The following is a 19,140-nucleotide window of genomic DNA, read 5'->3' as shown; positions in this document are numbered from 1 at the left end:
GAAAACAAGGAGGGATTTTTGAATGGCACAGCAACAAAACCCGTATTATGGAACAGGTTTTTATCAACCATCTGGGACTTATGTACAACCGCAACAAATGACTGCTGGACAACAGCAACAGCAACAACAGGCAATGCAGCAACAAGCTGCCCAGGCACAATATGCAATTTCTCAGGGTATGCTCCCATTAGAACAATCCTATATCGAAAATATTCTACGCTTAAACAAAGGTAAACAGGCAACAATTGTTATGACCTATGAACGAGGAAGCTCACTTGGCACACAATCTTATACGGGAATTATTGAAGCTGCAGGGAGAGATCATATTGTAATTAGTGAACCAGAATCAGGGAAACGTTATTTACTACTCATGATTTACTTAGATTATGTAGAGTTTCCAGAAAGAATTACGTATTTGCCTGGCCAACAAGCAACTTATGCTCCAAGACCATAAAAAAAGCTGGCATATGCCAGCTTTTGTTTTTATAATCCTTTTACAACTGCAGTTCCGACCAAGATCCACGCCACAATAAATGCTACGCCACCAAGAGGTGTAATTGGGCCAAAGAACTTAATACCTGTCGTACTTAATGCATACAAACTGCCTGAAAACATAATAATCCCAGCTACCATAAGCCAGCCGGCAGTAGTTAAAAGTGATGATTGAATTTTATCCATCAATAAAGCAACTACAAATAGTCCACCTGCATGAAACATTTGGTATGTAACGCCTGTTTTCCAAACTTCTAACATTTTTGCAGAAATTTTATTTTCTAAACCGTGTGCTCCAAAAGCCCCTAAAGCAACAGATAGCCCTGCCGCGATACAACCTAGTAAAAAGAAAATTTTCATCTTAATTCCCCTTTTTTACCTTTATCATAAGCAATTTTTTCACATAAGCCAAACGATTTATCTTCTAAAAATCAAATAAAGAATTACCGTTTGCATCACTTTCTTTTATATATACTGGCTCATCAGAAACCGGGGAGATTGGTTGCATCGTTATTGGTTGTGATCCGATGATTTGTGATTGAATTTGTGGTTCTCTATACGTAGAAGATTCCACTTGTTCATCTAATAGTAAATCGCATAAAGCACGCACAACTAATACATGTTCTTTTGATTTTTGTCCTTCACTGCTTTTTGCTTTTGCAATTTCATTCGCCATTTTATTTAAAATTTTATCACTCGATACTTGCATTCCTTGTCACCTCTTACTTTGTAGTTCTTTCTCAAATTGTCCCAGCTTCTCTACTGAACCAAATACTATTATCATATCATGTTCTTGTAGTTTTTCCTGCCCCGTTGGATTATGTATAACATTCCCATTTCTCAAAATCGCTAAAATTGTTACGTCAAATTGATTTCTCACATCACTCTCGAGTAATGATTTACTAGCTAAAATAGAGCCCTCGCCGACTGCAATCTCTTCAATTACAAATGACTGCTCCACGCCATACAGTACTGTATCAATATAATGAACTGTTAGCGGATTCGCAATACCTTTTGCAATATGAATTCCTGCCATGCTAGATGGATTAATCACCTTATTTGCCCCAGCCCTCTTTAATTTGTCTTCGGTTTCTGGTTTTTCTGCTCTTGCCACAATTTTAATTGCATCGTTTAATCCCCTTGCTGTTAATGTAATAAATACATTTTCAGCATCATTTGCAACGATAGCAACTAAACCCGCTGCCTTTGAAATTCCAGCATGATGTAACACTTGGTCTTCCGTTGCATCTCCGTGTACATACAAAAGTTTTTCCTTCTCTAATATGCTTTCCTCTTTATCCACGACGACAAATGGAATTTTCTTTTCTTGCAATTCATGTACAACTTGAAGCCCGACTCTACCACAACCACATACGATAATATGATTTTGTAACTGCGCTATTTGTTTATCCATCTTCTTCCTCCGCACTGCATGAAATAAATTCCCTTCAATAATCATAGCTGCCACTACACCAATTGCATACGTAACAATACCGACGCCAACAGGTATAATAAGAAGTGCAAATATTTTCCCCGCTTGTGTTACGGGAACGGCATCTCCGTACCCAACAGTCAATACAGTAATCATCGTCATCCAAAATGCTTGAAACAAACTAATCTCTTCAATCGTCATAAATCCTAACGTTCCTAGAATTACAACAAATGTCATACATATAACTGCTATCCATAATTGCCTACGTGCATTCATATCTTGTTTCAACTCTTTTCTCTATCTACAATCTTTGCCAGTGGAAATGAAATACATATATACTAGATACGGAATCTATGAAAGAGGTTGATATAATGAAAACATTTCTTTCCGCCTTACAATGGGCGCTATTTATTTTAGCTGGAAGTCTTATTGTACCAATTAGCGTCGCAACTAGTTACGGTCTCGATGGTGCTGAAGCTATTGCATTCGTCCAAAGAACATTATTTGTTCTTGGCTTTGCTGGCCTACTGCAAGCTATATTTGGGCATAAACTTCCTATACAAGAAGGTCCTGCAGGGCTTTGGTGGGGGATTTTCTCCCTTTATGCAAGTTTAGGTGTCGTATTATTTGGATCCAGCACTGAAACACTTAAGGTCCTTCAGTACGCTTTCCTATTAAGCGGAATCATTTGTATTATTCTTAGCATTTTTGGACTTATCGACAAACTAGTTCGTTATTTTACACCGACAGTCATTGGAACATATTTATTTCTTCTTGTCGCACAACTGAGTGGGTCCTTCTTAAAGGGAATGTTTGGCCTCGACGGACAACACACAGAAGTACAAGCTGACGTATTTATTCTATCACTGATTGTTATTTTACTATCCTTCTTTATCATGAAGCTACCTATTATTGGGCAATATTCTGTTCTTTTCAGTATCGTCTGTGGCTGGATATTATTCGCATGCTTCGGATTATCCAATCCAGTAACGCCTGTGACAGATATAATCCGTTTTCCGTCTCTATTTGTTTTCGGGATGCCTCGTATTGAGTGGAACATGGCCATTACGGTCGTTTTCGTTACACTATTACTTCTAACAAATATGTTAGCAAGCATTCGTGTTGTGCAAAAGGTTGTTTCTAAATATGAAGAGAATACTGCACCAGATCGTTTCAAACAAGCCGGCATTATAACGGGAATAAATCAATTGCTAGGAGGTCTTTTTTCAGCGATTGGACCTGTCGCTATTTCTGGATCAGCAGGCTTTATTGCAACGACTAATATTTATAAACGACTCCCATTTATGTTAGGATCAAGCTTTATTATTCTCGTTAGTATATTCCCAAAGATTACTTCATTCTTTGCGGCGATACCTGTCGCAGTTGGATACGCTGCCATTTATCCTGTATTTGCAAGCATGATTGGTCTTGCCTTCCGCGAATACGAAACCGTGCAGAATAAAGAACGATTATTTAAAGTAGCGGGTCTTTCAATCTTTACAGGCGTCGGCGTTATGTTCGTTCCAGCAGGAGCATTTTCTACGCTCCCACCATTTCTAGCGTCATTTTTAAGTAACGGTCTCGTTCTTGGATCTGTAATGGCAATTTTGCTCGAAATACTATTTTCTCGTTCAACAGAAAAACAACGATCGTAAATTGGAAAACTTCCATTATTGCACTCTACCTATAGAGTTGTTACGATAATAATAAATTGAAAGCTAATCAGGAGTTAACAGTATAAATTATCATGGGCAACACGCTCATGGTAATTTATACTAACAATATAGAACTTCTCCTAACTTCACATAAAGTGAAACTTTAATCAGTGGGGGTTTTACGGGCAGTTAATGTGGGATAAAGAGGTTCGATGTCTTACTATATATTCCCCAATATCTTCATAAAGCTTTATTTTTATTTCTATTTCAACAAAGAGAGGAATTTTCAATATGACTTATAAAATGATTGTTTTAGATTTAGATGATACTTTATTACGTGATGACCATACTATTTCACCTCGTACGAAAGAGGCTCTAATGACTGCACAAGAGCAAGGTGTAAAAGTTGTGCTTGCTTCTGGGCGCCCAACGTTTGGTATGCGCAATGTAGCGAAAGAACTTCGTTTAGAAGAATACGGCAGTTTCATTCTATCTTTTAATGGTGCAAAAATTATTAACTGTAAAACAAACGAAGAAATCTTTAGTAGTACGCTATCTCCTGAAATCGTTCACAACCTATTTGAAATTAGTAAAGCTGAAGATGTATGGATTCATACTTATATGGGCGATGATATCGTAACGGAAGAAAATAATCCTTATACTGAAATTGAGGGCGATATTACTGGTATGCCAATTGTTGTAGTAGATGACTTTACGGCTGCTGTTAAAGAGCCTGTAGTAAAAGTATTAATGAATAAGGAAGCTGAACGTCTTGTTGTAGTAGAAAAGCAACTACAACAACAACTAGAAGGCCAATTAAGCGTGATGCGTTCTAAACCATTCTTCTTAGAATTTACTGAAGCCGGTGTTACAAAAGGAACGAGCTTAAACAAACTGATCCAAAAGCTTGGCATTAAGCGTGAAGAAGTTATCGCAATGGGCGATAGCTATAACGATCAAGCAATGATTGAATTTGCTGGTCTTGGCGTTGCAATGGGTAATGCACCTGATGATATTAAAGAAATTGCAAACTACGTAACAGATACAAATATGAACGATGGCGTTGCAAAAGTTGTAGAGAAGTTCGTACTAAAACGAGAAGCGCTTGTTTAATATTTTCACCCATAAAACCTATTTGAAGTCAAATACTTCAAATAGGTTTTTATTTAAATTCTCATGCTTTTGTGACTATATTTTGAACTTTGCACTATTCTCGTAGTGTAAACTTTCTTTTTGTATATAATGAAACAAAATAGACTATTTTATTTTGAAAAAGAATACAAATTTACTATATACAAGCATACGTTAAAGGAGGTTGCTTTATGTTATCTACACCAATCGGACGATTAAGAGCAATTGGACTAGTTGAGGGTATTTCTTTCCTATTACTATTATTTGTAGCAATGCCATTGAAATATTTCGCAGGATTTGCAACGGCTGTTAAAATTACAGGCATGGCTCATGGTGTTCTATTTATTCTATTCATCTTTGCAGTAATTCAAGTAACAATCGCACACCGTAAATCAATTTTATGGGCACTTGGCGCATTCATTTCATCAGTTATCCCATTTGGTACATTTGTACTAGATGCAAAATTAAAGAACGAACAACAATAATAAAAAGGTAGTTAACGACTGTTAACTACCTTTTTTATTTACAGATTTGGAATTTCCCAATCAATTTCTCTTTCACCCATATTAGCTAAAATCGTATTCACTTTAGAATATGGTTTACTCCCAAAGAAACCACGTCTTGCTGATAGTGGACTTGGATGTACAGATTCGATAATATGGTGCTTCGTATTTGTAATTAACTTTTTCTTCGCCTGTGCATGACGTCCCCACAATATGAAAATAACTGGCTTTTCACGTTCATTTAATAGCTTAATTACGCGATCCGTGAAGTGCTCCCATCCTTTCCCTTTATGAGAATTTGCTTCACCTTGTCGAACTGTTAGTACAGTATTTAATAATAAAACTCCTTGCTCTGCCCACTTTACTAAATAACCGTTATTCGGGATTTCATATCCATATTCATCTCGAAGTTCTTTATACATATTTAGCAATGACGGTGGCGTTTTAATACCAGGTTGTACCGAAAAGCTTAAACCATGTGCTTGATCCGGTCCGTGATATGGGTCTTGTCCTAAAATAACGACCTTTGTATTTTCATAACTTGTATATTCTAGAGCGTTAAAAATATCTTCTACTTTCGGATAAACAGCATGTGTGCTGTACTCTTCTCTCAAAAAATCAGCTAAAGTAAGATAGTATTCTTTATCGAATTCCGGTGCCAATAATGGCCCCCAATCATTTTTCAAAACATTTTTCATGCTTTCACTTCCCGTCCAATTAATTCACCATATCCTGCTTTGTAAATACTACAAATGAAATAATAAGGGACACAACGGCCCATACAGTTAAATTCATTAAAGAAAACCCCATCGATAACCCTTGTAATGCAGGTAATTTTCCTGATAGATAATCTGTTAATGATAAATTCACACTAAAAATATATTTCGCACCTTCCCAAGACGTTGCGAATGAGCTTAAAATACCACCTGCGATTAATGCGGCTAACATAACGCCCATACCAGCTGGCGTATTTCGAATCAAAACAGAAACCATAAAGGATATCGTTCCGACAACTATGGCAACAAACCAAGCTAATCCATACGCCATCAAAATATATTGCCACTGCGGAATAAGATGTACAAAATTCGTATTTAACGTTTCCTTATCAATAACAAAACCTGTTAAAACAGGTAAATTCCATCCCGAGTATCCAAATACAAGACCTGATAATACGTAAGCAAACACACCGACAAGAAGCAGTATGAGTGAAATGAAAAATAACATCGTCACGTACTTACTAAGGAGTATTTTCCAGCGCCGAATCGGCCGCGTAAGTAACATCTTCATCGTCCCATCACTTCGTTCTCCTGAAACGATATCAATGGCGACAATCATTACGAGAAGCGGAATAAATAACGTAATTCCTTGTTCAATAAATGCTCTGACAAAAGTCGGTGCACCTGGTGCCATCGGATTAATATCATGATCTAAATAATATTGTTGCTGCTCCACTCTTACTTTTAGCCAATCACGCCATTCTTCCGGCAACCTAGAATTGTTCAATCGATTTTGAGAATCAACAATTTGCTGTTGTAATGAAACCTTCCAATCAGTTGTACCGAGTCTTTTTTGTGTTGTTTCTATTTCACGATACTGCGCGTACACAAAAAGCGGAATCAAGATTGCTAAAATAAGCATGACAACAAAAATACGTTTCTTGCGGTAAATCTTTTCTGATTCATTTAAAATGAGATTCGCAAATTCATGCATGCTGCTCACCCCTTGTAAGTTCAATAAATAAATCTTCTAGCGTAAATACAAGTTCCTTAACGCTATGTACATCTATCCCGTTTTCTACAAAATGTTTATTCCAATTACTTATAGATGTAATATTCATGCGGCATAGTAATCGATTACCTTCTATACTCACTTCTCTTACTTCCTCAGCATCTTCTAGCATATCTTTTGCCTTAAGAATTGGTGTAACAATCCATTCTACGCGATCACTTGCTGTTTTAATTAATTCTTCAATTGGTGCAACTGTTATCATCTTCCCTTTATGAATAATAGCAACGCGATCACATATCATTTGCACTTCACTTAGCAAATGACTTGAAATAAACACACTCATATTTTCTTCTTTCACAAGCTTATGTATAAATCCCCTAAGTTCTCTAATCCCAGCTGGGTCTAAACCGTTTGTCGGCTCATCTAATATGAGCAATTTGGGATTTCCAAGAAGCGCTTGCGCAATGCCAAGACGCTGTTTCATACCGAGTGAGTATGTTTTTACCTTATCGTGAATTCTTTCATCCAAATGAACCATTTGAGCGATTTCAATAATACGTTCATCTGATATACCACCTAACATACGGGCAAATTGCTTTAAATTTTCCCATCCCGTTAAATATGTATACAGTTCTGGGTTTTCAACGATACTCCCAATTTGACGCATCGCTTCTCTGAAATTTTCCTTAATAGAATAACCACCGATAGAAATCGTGCCCTCTGTTTCCTTAATCAATCCAACTAACATTCGAATGGTAGTCGTTTTTCCGGCACCATTCGGACCTAGGAAGCCAAACACTTCTCCCTGTTTTACATCGAAGGAAATATTCTCTACAATCGTCTTCTTTCCAATTACCTTCTTCACGTTTCGTACGGAAAGTATCGTCGTCATTTTACCCCTCCTTGTTCTAGTTTTAATTTACTCGCAACATTTTGAACTAATCGGTCCGCCATATATGTATATCCTATTTCATTCGGATGGAAATGATCGGAGTATAATAAATCTTTCCCACGGTTTTGGAATAAATCAAATGTCGGTGTAATATACACATTTTTATTATTTATCGCCAATTTTTCTAAAGATGCATTCCAGTCTACAACAATGTTTGAAGACCCTTTTAAATCTTCTACATCTTCAAAAGGATTATATAAACCTAGCCAAAAAATTGGGCTATCTGTATTTAGCTTACGAATTTCTTCTATAATTTTCTTCGCTTCATTCTGGAATGTTTCTGTATCAGGACGGTATGTTTCTAAATCTATCTTTCCAAGCGAGTCCCAACCTGGAAATAAATCATTTCCTCCAATCGTTAAAACGATTACATCTGCTTGCTTAATTGAATATTGAGCGCCACTACTCTCAATTTGTTTTAATAAGTCAGGCATTTTCGCACCACTAACCGCTAAGTTAGTTAGAGCAACCTTTTGCTTATAATCTTTTTGTAAATCTTCTTTCATCCGTCCAACATAACCAATTCCTTCTTTATCACCAACACCGCGTGTTAATGAATCACCTAAACTAACGATTTGTAACATTCCCGTTTTCTTTTTCTCTTTTGCCACTACATCGGTCTTTTTAATTAAATTTGAAGCTTTCGGATTTAATACATCATTTACACCTGAAACAAAGCCATATGCAAATAAACAGAAAGATGCAATTGTAATGAGTAGAATTACTTTTACTACTTTTGATCTCATATCAAAACCCCTTTTAGCCCTCATAGATTGTCCATAATTATACCAAACGCCATTTTGAAAAGCGATTTTCAAACCTTATCTATTATGTTGTTTCCCTATGTACTAATTCTGGCAATAACTCTACGTGCTTTACATCGATTTGCCCATCATTAATCTTTTCATATAATAATTCAAATGCCTTCACACCAACATTTTTACTACAATACGAAATCGTCGTAATGTCTAAAATATCTGCCACATCTTGATCATCACAACCGATAATCGTAATATCTTCCGGAATACGAATACCTTGTTTTTTCGCTTCCGTTACCATCCCCGCGGCAATATGGTTGCAAGATACAAGAAACGCTGTTGGTTTTACTGACATACGGGTCCATTCCCTAATTACATTACGCCCATCTTCCACTGTAAAACAGCCTTTAAACTTCCAAGCCTCTATCGGTGTTACAGCAATCTGTTGAAGGGAATCTTCATATGCTTGTTTTCTTCTCTGACTATTAATGCTATTACTTCTTCCAATGCAATACCCAATACTTGTATGCCCCGCATCTATTAAGCTTTTCATTCCGCACGAAAACACTTTATAGTAATCAATATGCACACTCGAAATGAAATTCGAGTCGATTTCTTCACACATAACAATAGGGCCGAATTTTGTATATTCTTCAAGCTTTTCCTTACTATTTGCTCGCGAACATATAATAACCCCATCAAGCTTTTTCATTTTTAACATATTCAAAATTTCTAATTCCCTTTCCTCACTATAATTCGTCTGACAAAGCATCATATTATAATTATTCTTTGCTGTTTTCTTTGATATTCCCTCGATAATAGCGCTATAATATTGATCATTTACGTGCGGTAATAAAACGCCAATTACATTCGTTTTTCCTTTCACTAAATGAATTGCATTCACATTTTGCGTATAATTTAATTCTTCTATAATTGCTAAAATTTTTTTTCGTTTCTGTTCATTCACATATGGATGATTATTTAGTACACGTGAAACAGTTGAAACAGATACCCCAGCAAGCTCAGCAATCTTCCTTATATTCGTCATCTCATTTTCCCCTTCCCCGCAAAAATTCTCCCTTGACCTGGTAAGCTTTCCACAATATATCCTTTCCTAGCAAATACTTTTTGAAAGGATATACAACTATGCTTCGATTCAAATTACAATATATATTTTTCATTGGCGGTCTACTCATTCTAGCCATCGGCATTAATATGATGACGACAATTACTTCCTTTGGATTAAGCCCTTATGATTCCTTCTTTATTGCACTATATCAAAATTTCGGGATTAGTATCGGTTTTTGGATTTTCATGATTAATTTTGCTTTTACCCTTATCGTTCTCTTTTGGAATAAAAAACAAATTACGATTGGTACCATTGTAACAATGGTTCTTATTTCTCTTTTTGTTGATTGGATTGGCTCCATTACAACTATTATGGACGCTATCCGTTCTCTTCCAAAATATATAACACTTATTTGTGGAAATCTATTTGTTGGAGCTGGGATTGGTCTTTACATCTCTACAAATCTTTGCGCAGCACCTCAAGAAGCTTTCGTTTTAACAGTTGCTGAGAAAAAGAAGTGGACATTTAGAAGAACAGAAATTTCGTTAGCGTTTTTATTTTTAACATTAAGCTTTTTATTAGATGGACCTATCTATTTTGGAACAATCATTTTATCTTTTACAACAGGCTGGATTATTCAAGCATTTATTCAAGTTGGTACGAAGATTTTAAATAGAAAAGAGCCTATTAAGCAAGCTGCTTAATAGGCTCTTTCTGTTTTATGGTGAGAGATGCTACTTTGCATCCCCTTCAATTCGGTAATTTGCTTTCAAACAATCTATTTCTTCATACGATTGCAATGTATGTAGAATATAATCATAATCAGCAAGAGACGCACGATGCGTTACAATTACAATTTCAGCCTTTCCTTTCTCTTCAAGTGGCATTTGAATAATCTTTTCAAAGCTAACGCCACGCTCGGAGAATAACGAAGTAATTTTTGCAAACACACCAATTTCATCTTTCACATGAAGTCTTAAAAATTTCTTCACAACAATTTCGTCTGGCTCTTTTAATACCTTTTTATACTGCGGGGATACCGCACTATTTCCATTTACACCCAATCGAATATTTTGCATTACAGCTACTAAATCTGAAACAACAGCTGTTGCTGTTGGTAAACTTCCGGCACCCGGTCCATAAAACATCGTTTCTCCAACAGCTTCTCCATACACATATACAGCATTATATTCGTTTTGTACGGCTGCAAGAGGATGTGTATTTGGAAGTAGTGTCGGTTCAACTGTAACCTCTAATTTTTCACCATCTCGCTTCGCAAGACCGATTAATTTAATCGTATATCCTAAACTCTTACTGTATTCAATATCTTCTTCTGTAATAGAAGTAATTCCTTTTACCTTCACATCTCCAAGCTCTACATTTGTAGAGAAACCAAGGGTAGCCAAAATCGTCATTTTTCTTGCAGCATCTAAACCTTCTACATCTGATGTTGGATCTGCTTCTGCAAATCCAAGTTGTTGGGCTTCTTTTAACACGTCGTTGTATGCTCTCCCTTCATCTGACATTTTCGTCAAAATAAAATTTGTCGTTCCATTTACAATTCCCATTACTTTCGTAATAAGATCTGAAGAAAGCCCCTCTACGATACTTCGTAAAATCGGAATCCCTCCGGCTACACTTGCTTCATAAAACAAATCTGCTTTATTATCTTTTGCTACCGCTAAGAGTTCCGCTCCATGTAACGCCATTAAATCTTTATTGGCAGTCACAACATGCTTCCCGCTTTGTAAAGCTTGCAAAATATATGATTTTGCATCATCAATGCCACCCATCACTTCGATGACAACATCAATATTGGGATTATCTAAAATTTCATTTACATTTTGCGTTAATAGAGTAGAAGGTACCTCTACTTCTCTCTCTTTTTCAATATTTTGTACTAGTACTTTCGTTACTTTTACAGGACAACCTACTTGGTGTATGAGTCGCTCTTGATGATCTGTAATGATACGAACTACTCCGCTACCAACTGTCCCAAGACCTAATAAACCAACTTGAATTTCTTTCATAATACTGTCCACCCCTCAAAAATTGTGTTTAGATGAAATTATATGAGTAAAAAATCCGAAAAACAATATTTTTCGAACATTCGGAAAAATATAAGTTAATCATTGCAAAGAAAACGTTGCCACGTGTTACACAATCTTTTTTATAATACATAAGGGGTTTCTTGATACACGTAATAATTTAGCCAATTAGAGAATAATAGATTTCCATGGCTTCTCCACCTTACAAGCGGTTTCTCATTTGGATTATCATGCTTAAAATAATTTTTCGGCACATCAATATTTAACCCTTTGTCACGATCTCGTTCGTATTCTTGCTTTAACGTATCACAACTATATTCACTATGACCGAGTGCAAACACTTGTCTTCCTTCTTGCCCAATAACAAGATGAACACCCGCTTCCTCAGAGTTTGCTAATAACGTTAACTCTGTCACTTCTCTAATGTCACTCTCTCGTACTTCCGTATGACGAGAATGCGGGGCAAAAAATAACTCATCAAACCCTTGTAACAATTTCACATGTTGCTCACGAACTTCATGTTCAAATACACCAAACATTTTTTCCTCAAGAGGATACTTTGGAACTCCATAATGATGATACAAACCAGCCTGTGCCCCCCAGCAAATATGAAGCGTAGATGTTACGTTCTTTTTTGAATACTCCATAATATGTTTAAGCTCTTCCCAATAATCTACCTCTTCAAAAGAAAGGGTTTCAACTGGTGCTCCTGTAATAATCAGTCCATCAAATTTATCGTTCTCAATATCACGGAATGTCTTATAAAAACTCGTTAAATGTTCCTGTGCTACATTACGGGATAAATGTGATTCCATATGAAGTAAATGAACATCTAATTGCAACGGTGTATTGCCAATTAAACGAAGTAATTGCGCTTCTGTTTCTTGCTTTGTAGGCATTAAATTTAATATAGCAATTTTTAAAGCCCGGATATCTTGTGTCTCTGCTCGCTCTTTCGTCATTACAAAAATATTTTCCTCCTGCAACACTTTGCAAGCTGGTAAATCTTTATCAATTATGATCGGCATGTTGTTTGCCTCCGACTAACGCTGCTTCTAAATCGGTAATAATATCCGAAACATCTTCTATACCAACCGATAAACGAATTAAATCTGATGTAACGCCAGCTAAACGTTGATCTTCAGCACTTAATTGTCTATGTGTTGTACTAGCGGGATGTATAACGCAAGTTCGCGCATCAGCTACATGCGTTACGAGAGTTGCTAGTTTTACATTTGCGATAAATTCTTTCGCTGCTTCTAATCCTCCCTTAATGCCGAATGTTAAAACCCCACTAGCACCTTTCTTCAAATACTTTTGTGCTAACGAATAATTTTCATTACTATCTAATCCCGGATAATTCACCCATTCAATACGATCATGGTTAGCAAGCCACTTAGCAACTGCAAGAGCATTTTCACTATGACGCTCCATTCGTAAATGCAGTGTTTCTAAACCGATATTGCTAATATAGGCATTGAATGGGCTCATACAGTTTCCGTAGTCCCTTAATAATTGAACACGTGCCTTCACAATATAAGCTGCTGCACCAAAATTTTGAACGTAACTTACGCCGTGATAACTTGGATCCGGTTCAACTAGTTCAGGATATTTCCCATTTGTCCAATCAAAGTTCCCTCCGTCAATGACAATGCCGCCTAACGAACTCGCATGACCATCAATATATTTCGTCGTAGAATGAACGATAATATTTGCTCCATGTTCAAATGCTTGGCATAAATAAGGAGTTGCTAATGTATTATCCACGATAAAAGGCACTTCCAACTCTTTCGCTGCATCTGAAAGTTCTTTGAAATTTAAAACGTTCATCGCTGGATTTCCTAGCGATTCTGCATAAACGAGTTTCGTCTTATCATTAGCAAGGGCCACAATTTCATCAGCAGTTAAATTCGGATTAAAGAATGTAACATCAATACCAAGCTTACGCAAACTCACTCCAAATAAATTAAACGTCCCACCATAAACTGTGGAAGAACAAAGCAAGTGGTCTCCGCTACTACAAATATTTAAAACAGCAAGCATAATAGCAGCCTGCCCAGAAGCCGTTGCAACAGCTCCTACACCACCCTCTAAATCCGCTAGCTTTTGCTCAAATGCAGCTAAAGTAGGGTTTCCAATACGCGTATATATATATCCTTCCGCCTCTAAGTTAAATAAGGCTGCTAAATCATCCGAAGTATCGTATTTATACGTTGTACTTTGATAAAGCGGTAAAACACGCGGTTCACCATTCTTTGGCGTATAGCCACCTTGCACACAAATTGTTCCTTTTCCCCATGATTCTCCCATCTCTCATTCTCCTCTCTTTTATACAAAATAAAAAACTGCTCCTTTCCTGAAAACAAGAAAGGAGCAGTTTGAAAACACGCTCTAAAGGCTCTTTCTTATCTTTCAGGATTATTACCTGCAGGATTTGGCACAATTCCGTTATACGGCTGTTGCCAAGGTTTCATCGGGCCTGTCCCTCCACCTTTTCTTGATAAGACTATGCAATTACCGTTGATTTTATAGCAATAATTTCCTAATGTCAATCAGTTTTTCTGAATGTTCTAAATTAAATACAAAGAATTTTATGTACATAATAAAAGAAGTATATTCCATATCTATTTGAAAAATACCTTTTAAAATTTCACTCTATTATTACCAATAGAGATTACCTTTCTGCTCCCAAAACATAACGAAACTACAAAATAATAAAATAGGCAGTAGGGACAAAAGTTCCACTCCTATTTTTATTACACATGTTGCTTCAACAGTGCATATAGCTCTTCAAAATTTTGCACTTCATATGTTGGCACAATCTCACTATGATTTGATTTCTTTTCTGGATTAAACCAACAAGTATCAATTCCCGCTACATATCCACCTTTAATATCAGCACTTAACGAATCCCCAATAATGAGCCCTTTTTCAAGAGAAAAATTAGGAATCCTTTCAAAAACATAATCAAAATACTCTTTCATTGGCTTTTGATAACCTGTATCTTCAGAAACAAAAATATCTTTAAACATTGAATGTAATCCTGCATTACGCAAACGTTTATCTTGCGTCTTAGAAACACCGTTTGTCACTATATATAAATCATACTCCCCTTGAATCTGATTTATAAATTCAAATGCACCTTGTATGAGTTGATTCCCTTCCTCTAAGTAGTTGCGATAATTATTTTCAAATAATATCCCATCTACTTCTTCCCCGTATTCTTTAAACAAAATCGAAAACCGTGTATTTACGACTTCGTTACGATTTATTTTACTTTCTTCAAAAGCATCCCAAAGACTTTTATTAATTTTTTTATACTGCGCCTCGATCTCGCTCGTTAGAGGAATCCCTTTCTCTTCAAAAAGCATACGTAATGCCAACTTCTCTGCCTTTTGAAAATCTAACAATGTATCATCTACATCAAATAGCAGTGTTTTATATTTTTTCATAGACCCCTCACACTCTCTTTTCTACAAAAATAAATTTACGTAAATCGTATCATTCTTTCTTGTAAACATAATAGGAGATATCTCATACTAAACATGAGGTGAAAACATGAAAGTCAGCAAAAATAGCGAAGAAATCTCTCATTACATGCAAACTTACAACTTCCATACTCTTTTTTCCTTTAACGTCTTACCGTATGCTGAACTACATTCCTTTCAAAAAAAAGACAGGATATGTACGGAAGGAGTTGATGTCCCTTATCTTTATTACTTAATTTCCGGGAAAGGGAAAATATATATGAGTCACAAAAATGGAAGGGTCTCCTTAATTGATTTTATTCAAGCACCTTCGTTCATTGGAGAATTAGGGTTAATTGGTGTAGAATCTGTTACGAAAACAGTGGAAGTGATTGAAGATTGTATGTGCTTAGCGCTTCCTCTTAAAGGTTGTCAGCATCTTTTGTTGCAAGATGCTACCTTTCTACAGAAACTATGCAAATTTATCGGTGAAAAAACAATTACCCGAACCGAAAGTTACGCCAAAAATAATAGTTATCCATTCGAAAACCGCTTAGCGGCATTTATTCTATTAACAGAACAAAATAACAGTTATACAGAAAAGCATACCGAGGCCTCGGAATATTTAAATGTCAGCTACCGCCATCTTTTATATGTATTAAACCAGTTTTGCCAAGAACGTTATTTAAAAAAAGACGGAAGAATCTATTACATACAAGATCGAATGCAATTGGAAAAACTGGCTGACGAACTTAAAATATAAAAAAAGTAGCATTAACGTTTACCTGTTAATGCTACTTTTTCGAGTGACGATTGTATTTTCAATTAAAATTCGCTTGCTACTTTAGCTGCTTCTTCAAGACCAGCTGCAATGATTTCTTCTGCTTTATCTGGGAATTGATTATGTCCTTCAATAACTACTGTTGCCATGTTTGTTGCGCCGAAGAAGCCCATCATGCTCGCTACATATTTAACAGCCATTTCTACTTCAGCTGCTGGACCTTCAGAATATACGCCGCCGCGCGCGTTTAATAATGCAATCTTCTTATCTCCAATTAGACCAACTGGACCTTCTGGCGTATATTTAAACGTTTTACCAGCTCGGTTTAAATAATCAATATATGTGTGTAACACTGCTGGAATTGTTAAGTTCCATAACGGGAAACCGAAAACAACTTTATCAGCTTCTAGAAATTGATTTAAATACTTATCAGCAACTGCTACTGCTTTTGCTTCCTCTTCCGTTAAGTCAAATCCTTTACCTGCTTTGAATGTACCGTTAATCATATCGACGCCTACATATGGTAGTTCTTCTTTATATAAATCCAGCTCTACTACTGTATCATTTGGATGCGCTTCTTTATAGTTTGTTAAAAATGCCTCGTATAATTTCACACTAACTGCTTGTTCCGCTGGGCGGTTGTTTGCTTTTACAAATAAAACTGTTGCCATTGTTTTTTCCTCCTACTACTCACTCTTATGTTGTTATATGCTTTCAAAAAAGGTATCCCTTGTAATTGTTGTTTTGTTGCTTACAAATGTATTTTATCTTTATATCAAGATAATTTCGTCCTCACATAGACGTATCTTTCTATAAAAAAAGTCCACCTTCTAAAGGCGAACTAGGTCTTACGACTTTTGTCTTATACAACTCCATTTTTCACTGCATATAACGCCGCTTGCGTACGATCAGATAAATTCAACTTACTCAAAATACTACTGACATGAGCTTTTACCGTTTTTTCTGTAATAACTAAAACAGAAGCGATTTCTTTATTACTCATCCCCTTCGCTAATAGCTGCAACACTTCATTTTCTCTTGCTGTTAGCACATCTACTTGAATAGAAGGTTCATCTTCTTTTTCTTCCACAGGTAACGTTTGAGAGAGAAGGGCATTTGCTATATCGGGATGTAATTGAATATTTCCTTTATATGCGCTTCGAATCGCTTCAACAAGCTGATCCGGTTCTACATCTTTTAAAATATACCCGCTTGCTCCCGCCCTTAATGCTGGTAAAACATGCGCCTGATCAGAAAAGCTAGTTAATACAATTACTTTCACATTTGGATATTCTTTTTTAATACACGCTGTCGCCTCAACACCATCCATTTCGGGCATGTATAAATCCATTAGTACAACATCAGGATTTGTCTCCCCTACTTTCACTAATGCCTCTTTTCCATTACTTGCTTCTCCAACTAACTCTAAATCTTCCTGCGTACTTAAGAAAAATGCCAACCCTTTTAAAACAACTGTATGATCATCGACTAACAATACTTTTATTTTCACGAACTTCCCTCATTTTCACATCATAATGGTACGCTTACTTTTACACTTGTCCTTTTCTTACCACTTACAATTTTAATTGTTCCACCGACTAATTCTACTCTTTCTCGCATCGTAGTCATGCCAAGTGATTTTTTCTCTTTTATATCCTTTTCTACAAATCCGTTTCCTTGATCGACTATTTCTAATGATACATTCTTCTCCGTCACTTTGAAATAAATCGTCGCTTCCCTAACATTCGCATGTTTGCTTACGTTATTTAAAGCTTCTTGTCCAATTCTCCATAGTGCTTCCTCTACTACGCGTGGCAAATCACGGACACCTGTAACTTGTTCTCTAATTTTCAGCCCCAGGCTTTCACCGTACTGCTTTAAAGCTGGTAGTAATCCTTTCTCTAAACCAGCTGGACGTAATTGCCAAATTAACGTCCTCATTTCCTTTAACGCTCCTTGCGCTAATTCACGCATCTCATGCAAAGATTGGTCTACCTTTTCATTTTGACCTTTTAAAACCGCCTCAGCACCTTTTGTCATAAAGGTTAATGAAAATAATTTTTGTGAAACAGAATCATGTAAATCCCTTGCTAATCGGTTTCTTTCTTCCATTCGTACAAGTTCACGTCGTTGCTCATTTAATCTTATATTTTCTATCACAAAGGAAATATGATTTGTTATTGCTTGCAGTACATCTATCGTATTCACATCAAATTCACCATTATTTGAACTAACACATAAAACACCAAATATATGACTTTGAATCTGTATTGGTGTAGCAATAACCGTTCTATTAGAGGCTACCTTATGATGGGTTTGATGATTTAATAAAATTGGTTCACTTTTTTCTAACGCTTCTTTTGCTGCTTCTGTTATATCCTCTTGTAATTCTGCCTGGCAATAAGATGCCCGCAAGGATAATTCTTTCTCTTCCCTAATAAAGAATACGACTTGATTCCACTGAAACACTTCACCTAATTGATTTACAACTTTTTCAGGCAATATATTAAATTGATGAATCGTTCTTAAAACTTGAATAAATCTTTCTAATTTCACATAATAATGCGCTCTTCGCTTCTCATTTTCATATAACTTCGCTCGTTTTAAAGCCGTTCCAATTTGAAAAGCAACTGATTGGAGCAACACTAGCTCTTCTTCTGAAAAATGTGTTTTACCTGGGCTCGCCACATTTAACAAACCAAATTTTTCTCCTCCAGCCTTTAAAGGGACCGTAGCATGATGAAGAATCCCTTCCGTATCTCCCCAATTATATTCAATTGCGTTATTAATTCTTTTACATTCAATAATATTAACAGCTCGCTCTAATTTTCCATCCACAAAGCCTCGTAAACACCAACACTCCCCTTCACACATCGGGCGTTTGTTTTCATATGTAAGTGCCTCTGGCAACTGGTAATCGATTAATTTCGTATATCTCCCATTTTCATCCGCCAGAAAAATCCATCCTGTCGTTAAACCTGTTACACTAAGTAATTTTTCTAGCACTGCTTGCAATACATGATATGTATCATTTGATGTATTTAGTGTTTCTGCGATTTCTTTTAATATCACTAATTCATTTGTACGATTCTCTTGAAACATAATTCGTCTCCTACATACAAGA

At 36.2% G+C, this 19,140-nt stretch carries 21 protein-coding genes and 1 riboswitch; of the genes, 6 read left to right on the top strand and 15 right to left on the bottom strand.

All coding sequences use genetic code 11. The annotated features are described in order from the left end of the window. Positions 1-22: 22 nt before the first annotated feature. On the top strand, positions 23-454 hold the full coding sequence (gene gerQ, locus Q9B79_RS17780) for a spore coat protein GerQ (protein ID WP_306186311.1): 432 nt from the start codon (positions 23-25) through the stop codon (positions 452-454). A 29-nt stretch (positions 455-483) separates the two neighbouring features. Here gerQ and Q9B79_RS17775 read toward each other — a convergent pair whose 3' ends face one another. The 3 genes from Q9B79_RS17775 to Q9B79_RS17765 form a co-directional block, all read right to left on the bottom strand. Beyond that, on the bottom strand, positions 484-852 hold the full coding sequence (locus tag Q9B79_RS17775) for a DUF423 domain-containing protein (protein WP_000688311.1): 369 nt from the start codon (positions 850-852) through the stop codon (positions 484-486). Between the two features lie 64 nt (positions 853-916). Then, positions 917-1,201: a YwdI family protein gene (locus Q9B79_RS17770; protein ID WP_306186310.1), complete on the bottom strand. Its 285-nt coding sequence runs from the start codon at positions 1,199-1,201 to the stop codon at positions 917-919. A 6-nt stretch (positions 1,202-1,207) separates the two neighbouring features. Next, entirely contained in the window at positions 1,208-2,200 is a 993-nt protein-coding gene (locus tag Q9B79_RS17765) for a potassium channel family protein (RefSeq protein ID WP_306186918.1), read from the bottom strand. A 95-nt stretch (positions 2,201-2,295) separates the two neighbouring features. On the opposite strand from Q9B79_RS17765, the gene Q9B79_RS17760 reads away from it, so the two are divergent. The 3 genes from Q9B79_RS17760 to Q9B79_RS17750 all read left to right on the top strand — a co-directional run bounded on the left by Q9B79_RS17760 (position 2,296) and on the right by Q9B79_RS17750 (position 5,195). Then, a complete protein-coding gene (locus Q9B79_RS17760) occupies positions 2,296-3,579 on the top strand; it encodes a purine/pyrimidine permease (protein ID WP_306186309.1) in 1,284 nt (427 codons plus the stop codon). A 291-nt stretch (positions 3,580-3,870) separates the two neighbouring features. Beyond that, positions 3,871-4,692, top strand: coding sequence for a Cof-type HAD-IIB family hydrolase (locus Q9B79_RS17755; protein WP_306186308.1), 822 nt, complete (start codon positions 3,871-3,873; stop codon positions 4,690-4,692). 209 nt (positions 4,693-4,901) lie between these two features. After that, complete coding sequence (locus Q9B79_RS17750) at positions 4,902-5,195, top strand: DUF3817 domain-containing protein (protein WP_306186306.1); 294 nt, start codon at positions 4,902-4,904, stop codon at positions 5,193-5,195. 38 nt (positions 5,196-5,233) lie between these two features. On the opposite strand, the gene Q9B79_RS17745 is transcribed toward Q9B79_RS17750, so the two are convergent. Genes Q9B79_RS17745 through Q9B79_RS17725 form a run of 5 tightly spaced genes read right to left on the bottom strand, consistent with a single transcriptional unit; the run spans position 5,234 to position 9,699 of the window. After that, a complete protein-coding gene (locus tag Q9B79_RS17745) occupies positions 5,234-5,911 on the bottom strand; it encodes a uracil-DNA glycosylase (RefSeq protein ID WP_306186305.1) in 678 nt (225 codons plus the stop codon). 19 nt (positions 5,912-5,930) lie between these two features. Next, positions 5,931-6,923, bottom strand: coding sequence for an ABC transporter permease subunit (locus Q9B79_RS17740; RefSeq protein WP_306186304.1), 993 nt, complete (start codon positions 6,921-6,923; stop codon positions 5,931-5,933). After that, positions 6,916-7,833 carry an ABC transporter ATP-binding protein gene (locus Q9B79_RS17735; RefSeq protein ID WP_306186303.1) on the bottom strand — a complete coding sequence of 306 codons (918 nt, stop codon included), beginning with the start codon at positions 7,831-7,833 and terminating at the stop codon, positions 6,916-6,918. Before Q9B79_RS17735 ends, Q9B79_RS17740 begins: the two co-directional genes overlap by 8 nt. After that, positions 7,830-8,711, bottom strand: coding sequence for an SGNH/GDSL hydrolase family protein (locus Q9B79_RS17730; RefSeq protein WP_306186302.1), 882 nt, complete (start codon positions 8,709-8,711; stop codon positions 7,830-7,832). The genes Q9B79_RS17735 and Q9B79_RS17730 overlap by 4 nt, the downstream gene beginning before the upstream one ends. Positions 8,712-8,721: 10 nt before the next feature. Further along, positions 8,722-9,699, bottom strand: coding sequence for a LacI family DNA-binding transcriptional regulator (locus Q9B79_RS17725; RefSeq protein ID WP_306186300.1), 978 nt, complete (start codon positions 9,697-9,699; stop codon positions 8,722-8,724). 98 nt (positions 9,700-9,797) lie between these two features. On the opposite strand from Q9B79_RS17725, the gene Q9B79_RS17720 reads away from it, so the two are divergent. Further along, the gene (locus Q9B79_RS17720; protein ID WP_306186299.1) at positions 9,798-10,424 is read left to right on the top strand and encodes a YczE/YyaS/YitT family protein; all 627 of its coding nucleotides are present in this window, start codon (positions 9,798-9,800) and stop codon (positions 10,422-10,424) included. 30 nt (positions 10,425-10,454) lie between these two features. Here the strand turns inward: Q9B79_RS17720 and Q9B79_RS17715 are convergent, their stop codons facing one another. The 4 genes from Q9B79_RS17715 to Q9B79_RS17700 form a co-directional block, all read right to left on the bottom strand. Beyond that, complete coding sequence (locus Q9B79_RS17715; RefSeq protein WP_306186298.1) at positions 10,455-11,750, bottom strand: homoserine dehydrogenase; 1,296 nt, start codon at positions 11,748-11,750, stop codon at positions 10,455-10,457. Positions 11,751-11,890: 140 nt separating this feature from the next. Further along, positions 11,891-12,796: a homoserine O-acetyltransferase MetA gene (gene metA / locus Q9B79_RS17710; protein ID WP_306186297.1), complete on the bottom strand. Its 906-nt coding sequence runs from the start codon at positions 12,794-12,796 to the stop codon at positions 11,891-11,893. After that, positions 12,780-14,078: a bifunctional O-acetylhomoserine aminocarboxypropyltransferase/cysteine synthase gene (locus tag Q9B79_RS17705; protein WP_306186296.1), complete on the bottom strand. Its 1,299-nt coding sequence runs from the start codon at positions 14,076-14,078 to the stop codon at positions 12,780-12,782. The genes metA and Q9B79_RS17705 overlap by 17 nt, the downstream gene beginning before the upstream one ends. 92 nt (positions 14,079-14,170) lie before the next feature. After that, a riboswitch (SAM riboswitch) is annotated at positions 14,171-14,275 on the bottom strand. A 249-nt stretch (positions 14,276-14,524) separates the two neighbouring features. Further along, entirely contained in the window at positions 14,525-15,220 is a 696-nt protein-coding gene (locus Q9B79_RS17700) for a YjjG family noncanonical pyrimidine nucleotidase (RefSeq protein WP_306186294.1), read from the bottom strand. 106 nt (positions 15,221-15,326) lie between these two features. On the opposite strand from Q9B79_RS17700, the gene Q9B79_RS17695 reads away from it, so the two are divergent. Then, the gene (locus tag Q9B79_RS17695; protein ID WP_306186293.1) at positions 15,327-15,998 is read left to right on the top strand and encodes a transcriptional regulator YeiL; all 672 of its coding nucleotides are present in this window, start codon (positions 15,327-15,329) and stop codon (positions 15,996-15,998) included. A gap of 62 nt (positions 15,999-16,060) precedes the next feature. Here Q9B79_RS17695 and Q9B79_RS17690 read toward each other — a convergent pair whose 3' ends face one another. From Q9B79_RS17690 to Q9B79_RS17680, 3 genes are all read right to left on the bottom strand, one after another. After that, positions 16,061-16,687 (bottom strand): FMN-dependent NADH-azoreductase, encoded by a 627-nt coding sequence (locus tag Q9B79_RS17690; RefSeq protein WP_306186292.1) that lies wholly within the window; start codon positions 16,685-16,687, stop codon positions 16,061-16,063. 191 nt (positions 16,688-16,878) lie between these two features. After that, a complete protein-coding gene (locus tag Q9B79_RS17685) occupies positions 16,879-17,526 on the bottom strand; it encodes a response regulator (protein WP_306186291.1) in 648 nt (215 codons plus the stop codon). Between the two features lie 20 nt (positions 17,527-17,546). Further along, a complete protein-coding gene (locus Q9B79_RS17680) occupies positions 17,547-19,118 on the bottom strand; it encodes a GAF domain-containing sensor histidine kinase (RefSeq protein ID WP_306186290.1) in 1,572 nt (523 codons plus the stop codon). Between the last annotated feature and the right edge of the window lie 22 nt (positions 19,119-19,140).

Origin of the sequence: Bacillus sp. MHSD_36 (assembly GCF_030757775.1) — a bacterium.
Lineage (GTDB): Bacteria > Bacillota > Bacilli > Bacillales > Bacillaceae_G > Bacillus_A.
Note: the sequence above shows the minus strand (reverse complement) of the source record. Positions and strands in the feature narration are given on the sequence as shown.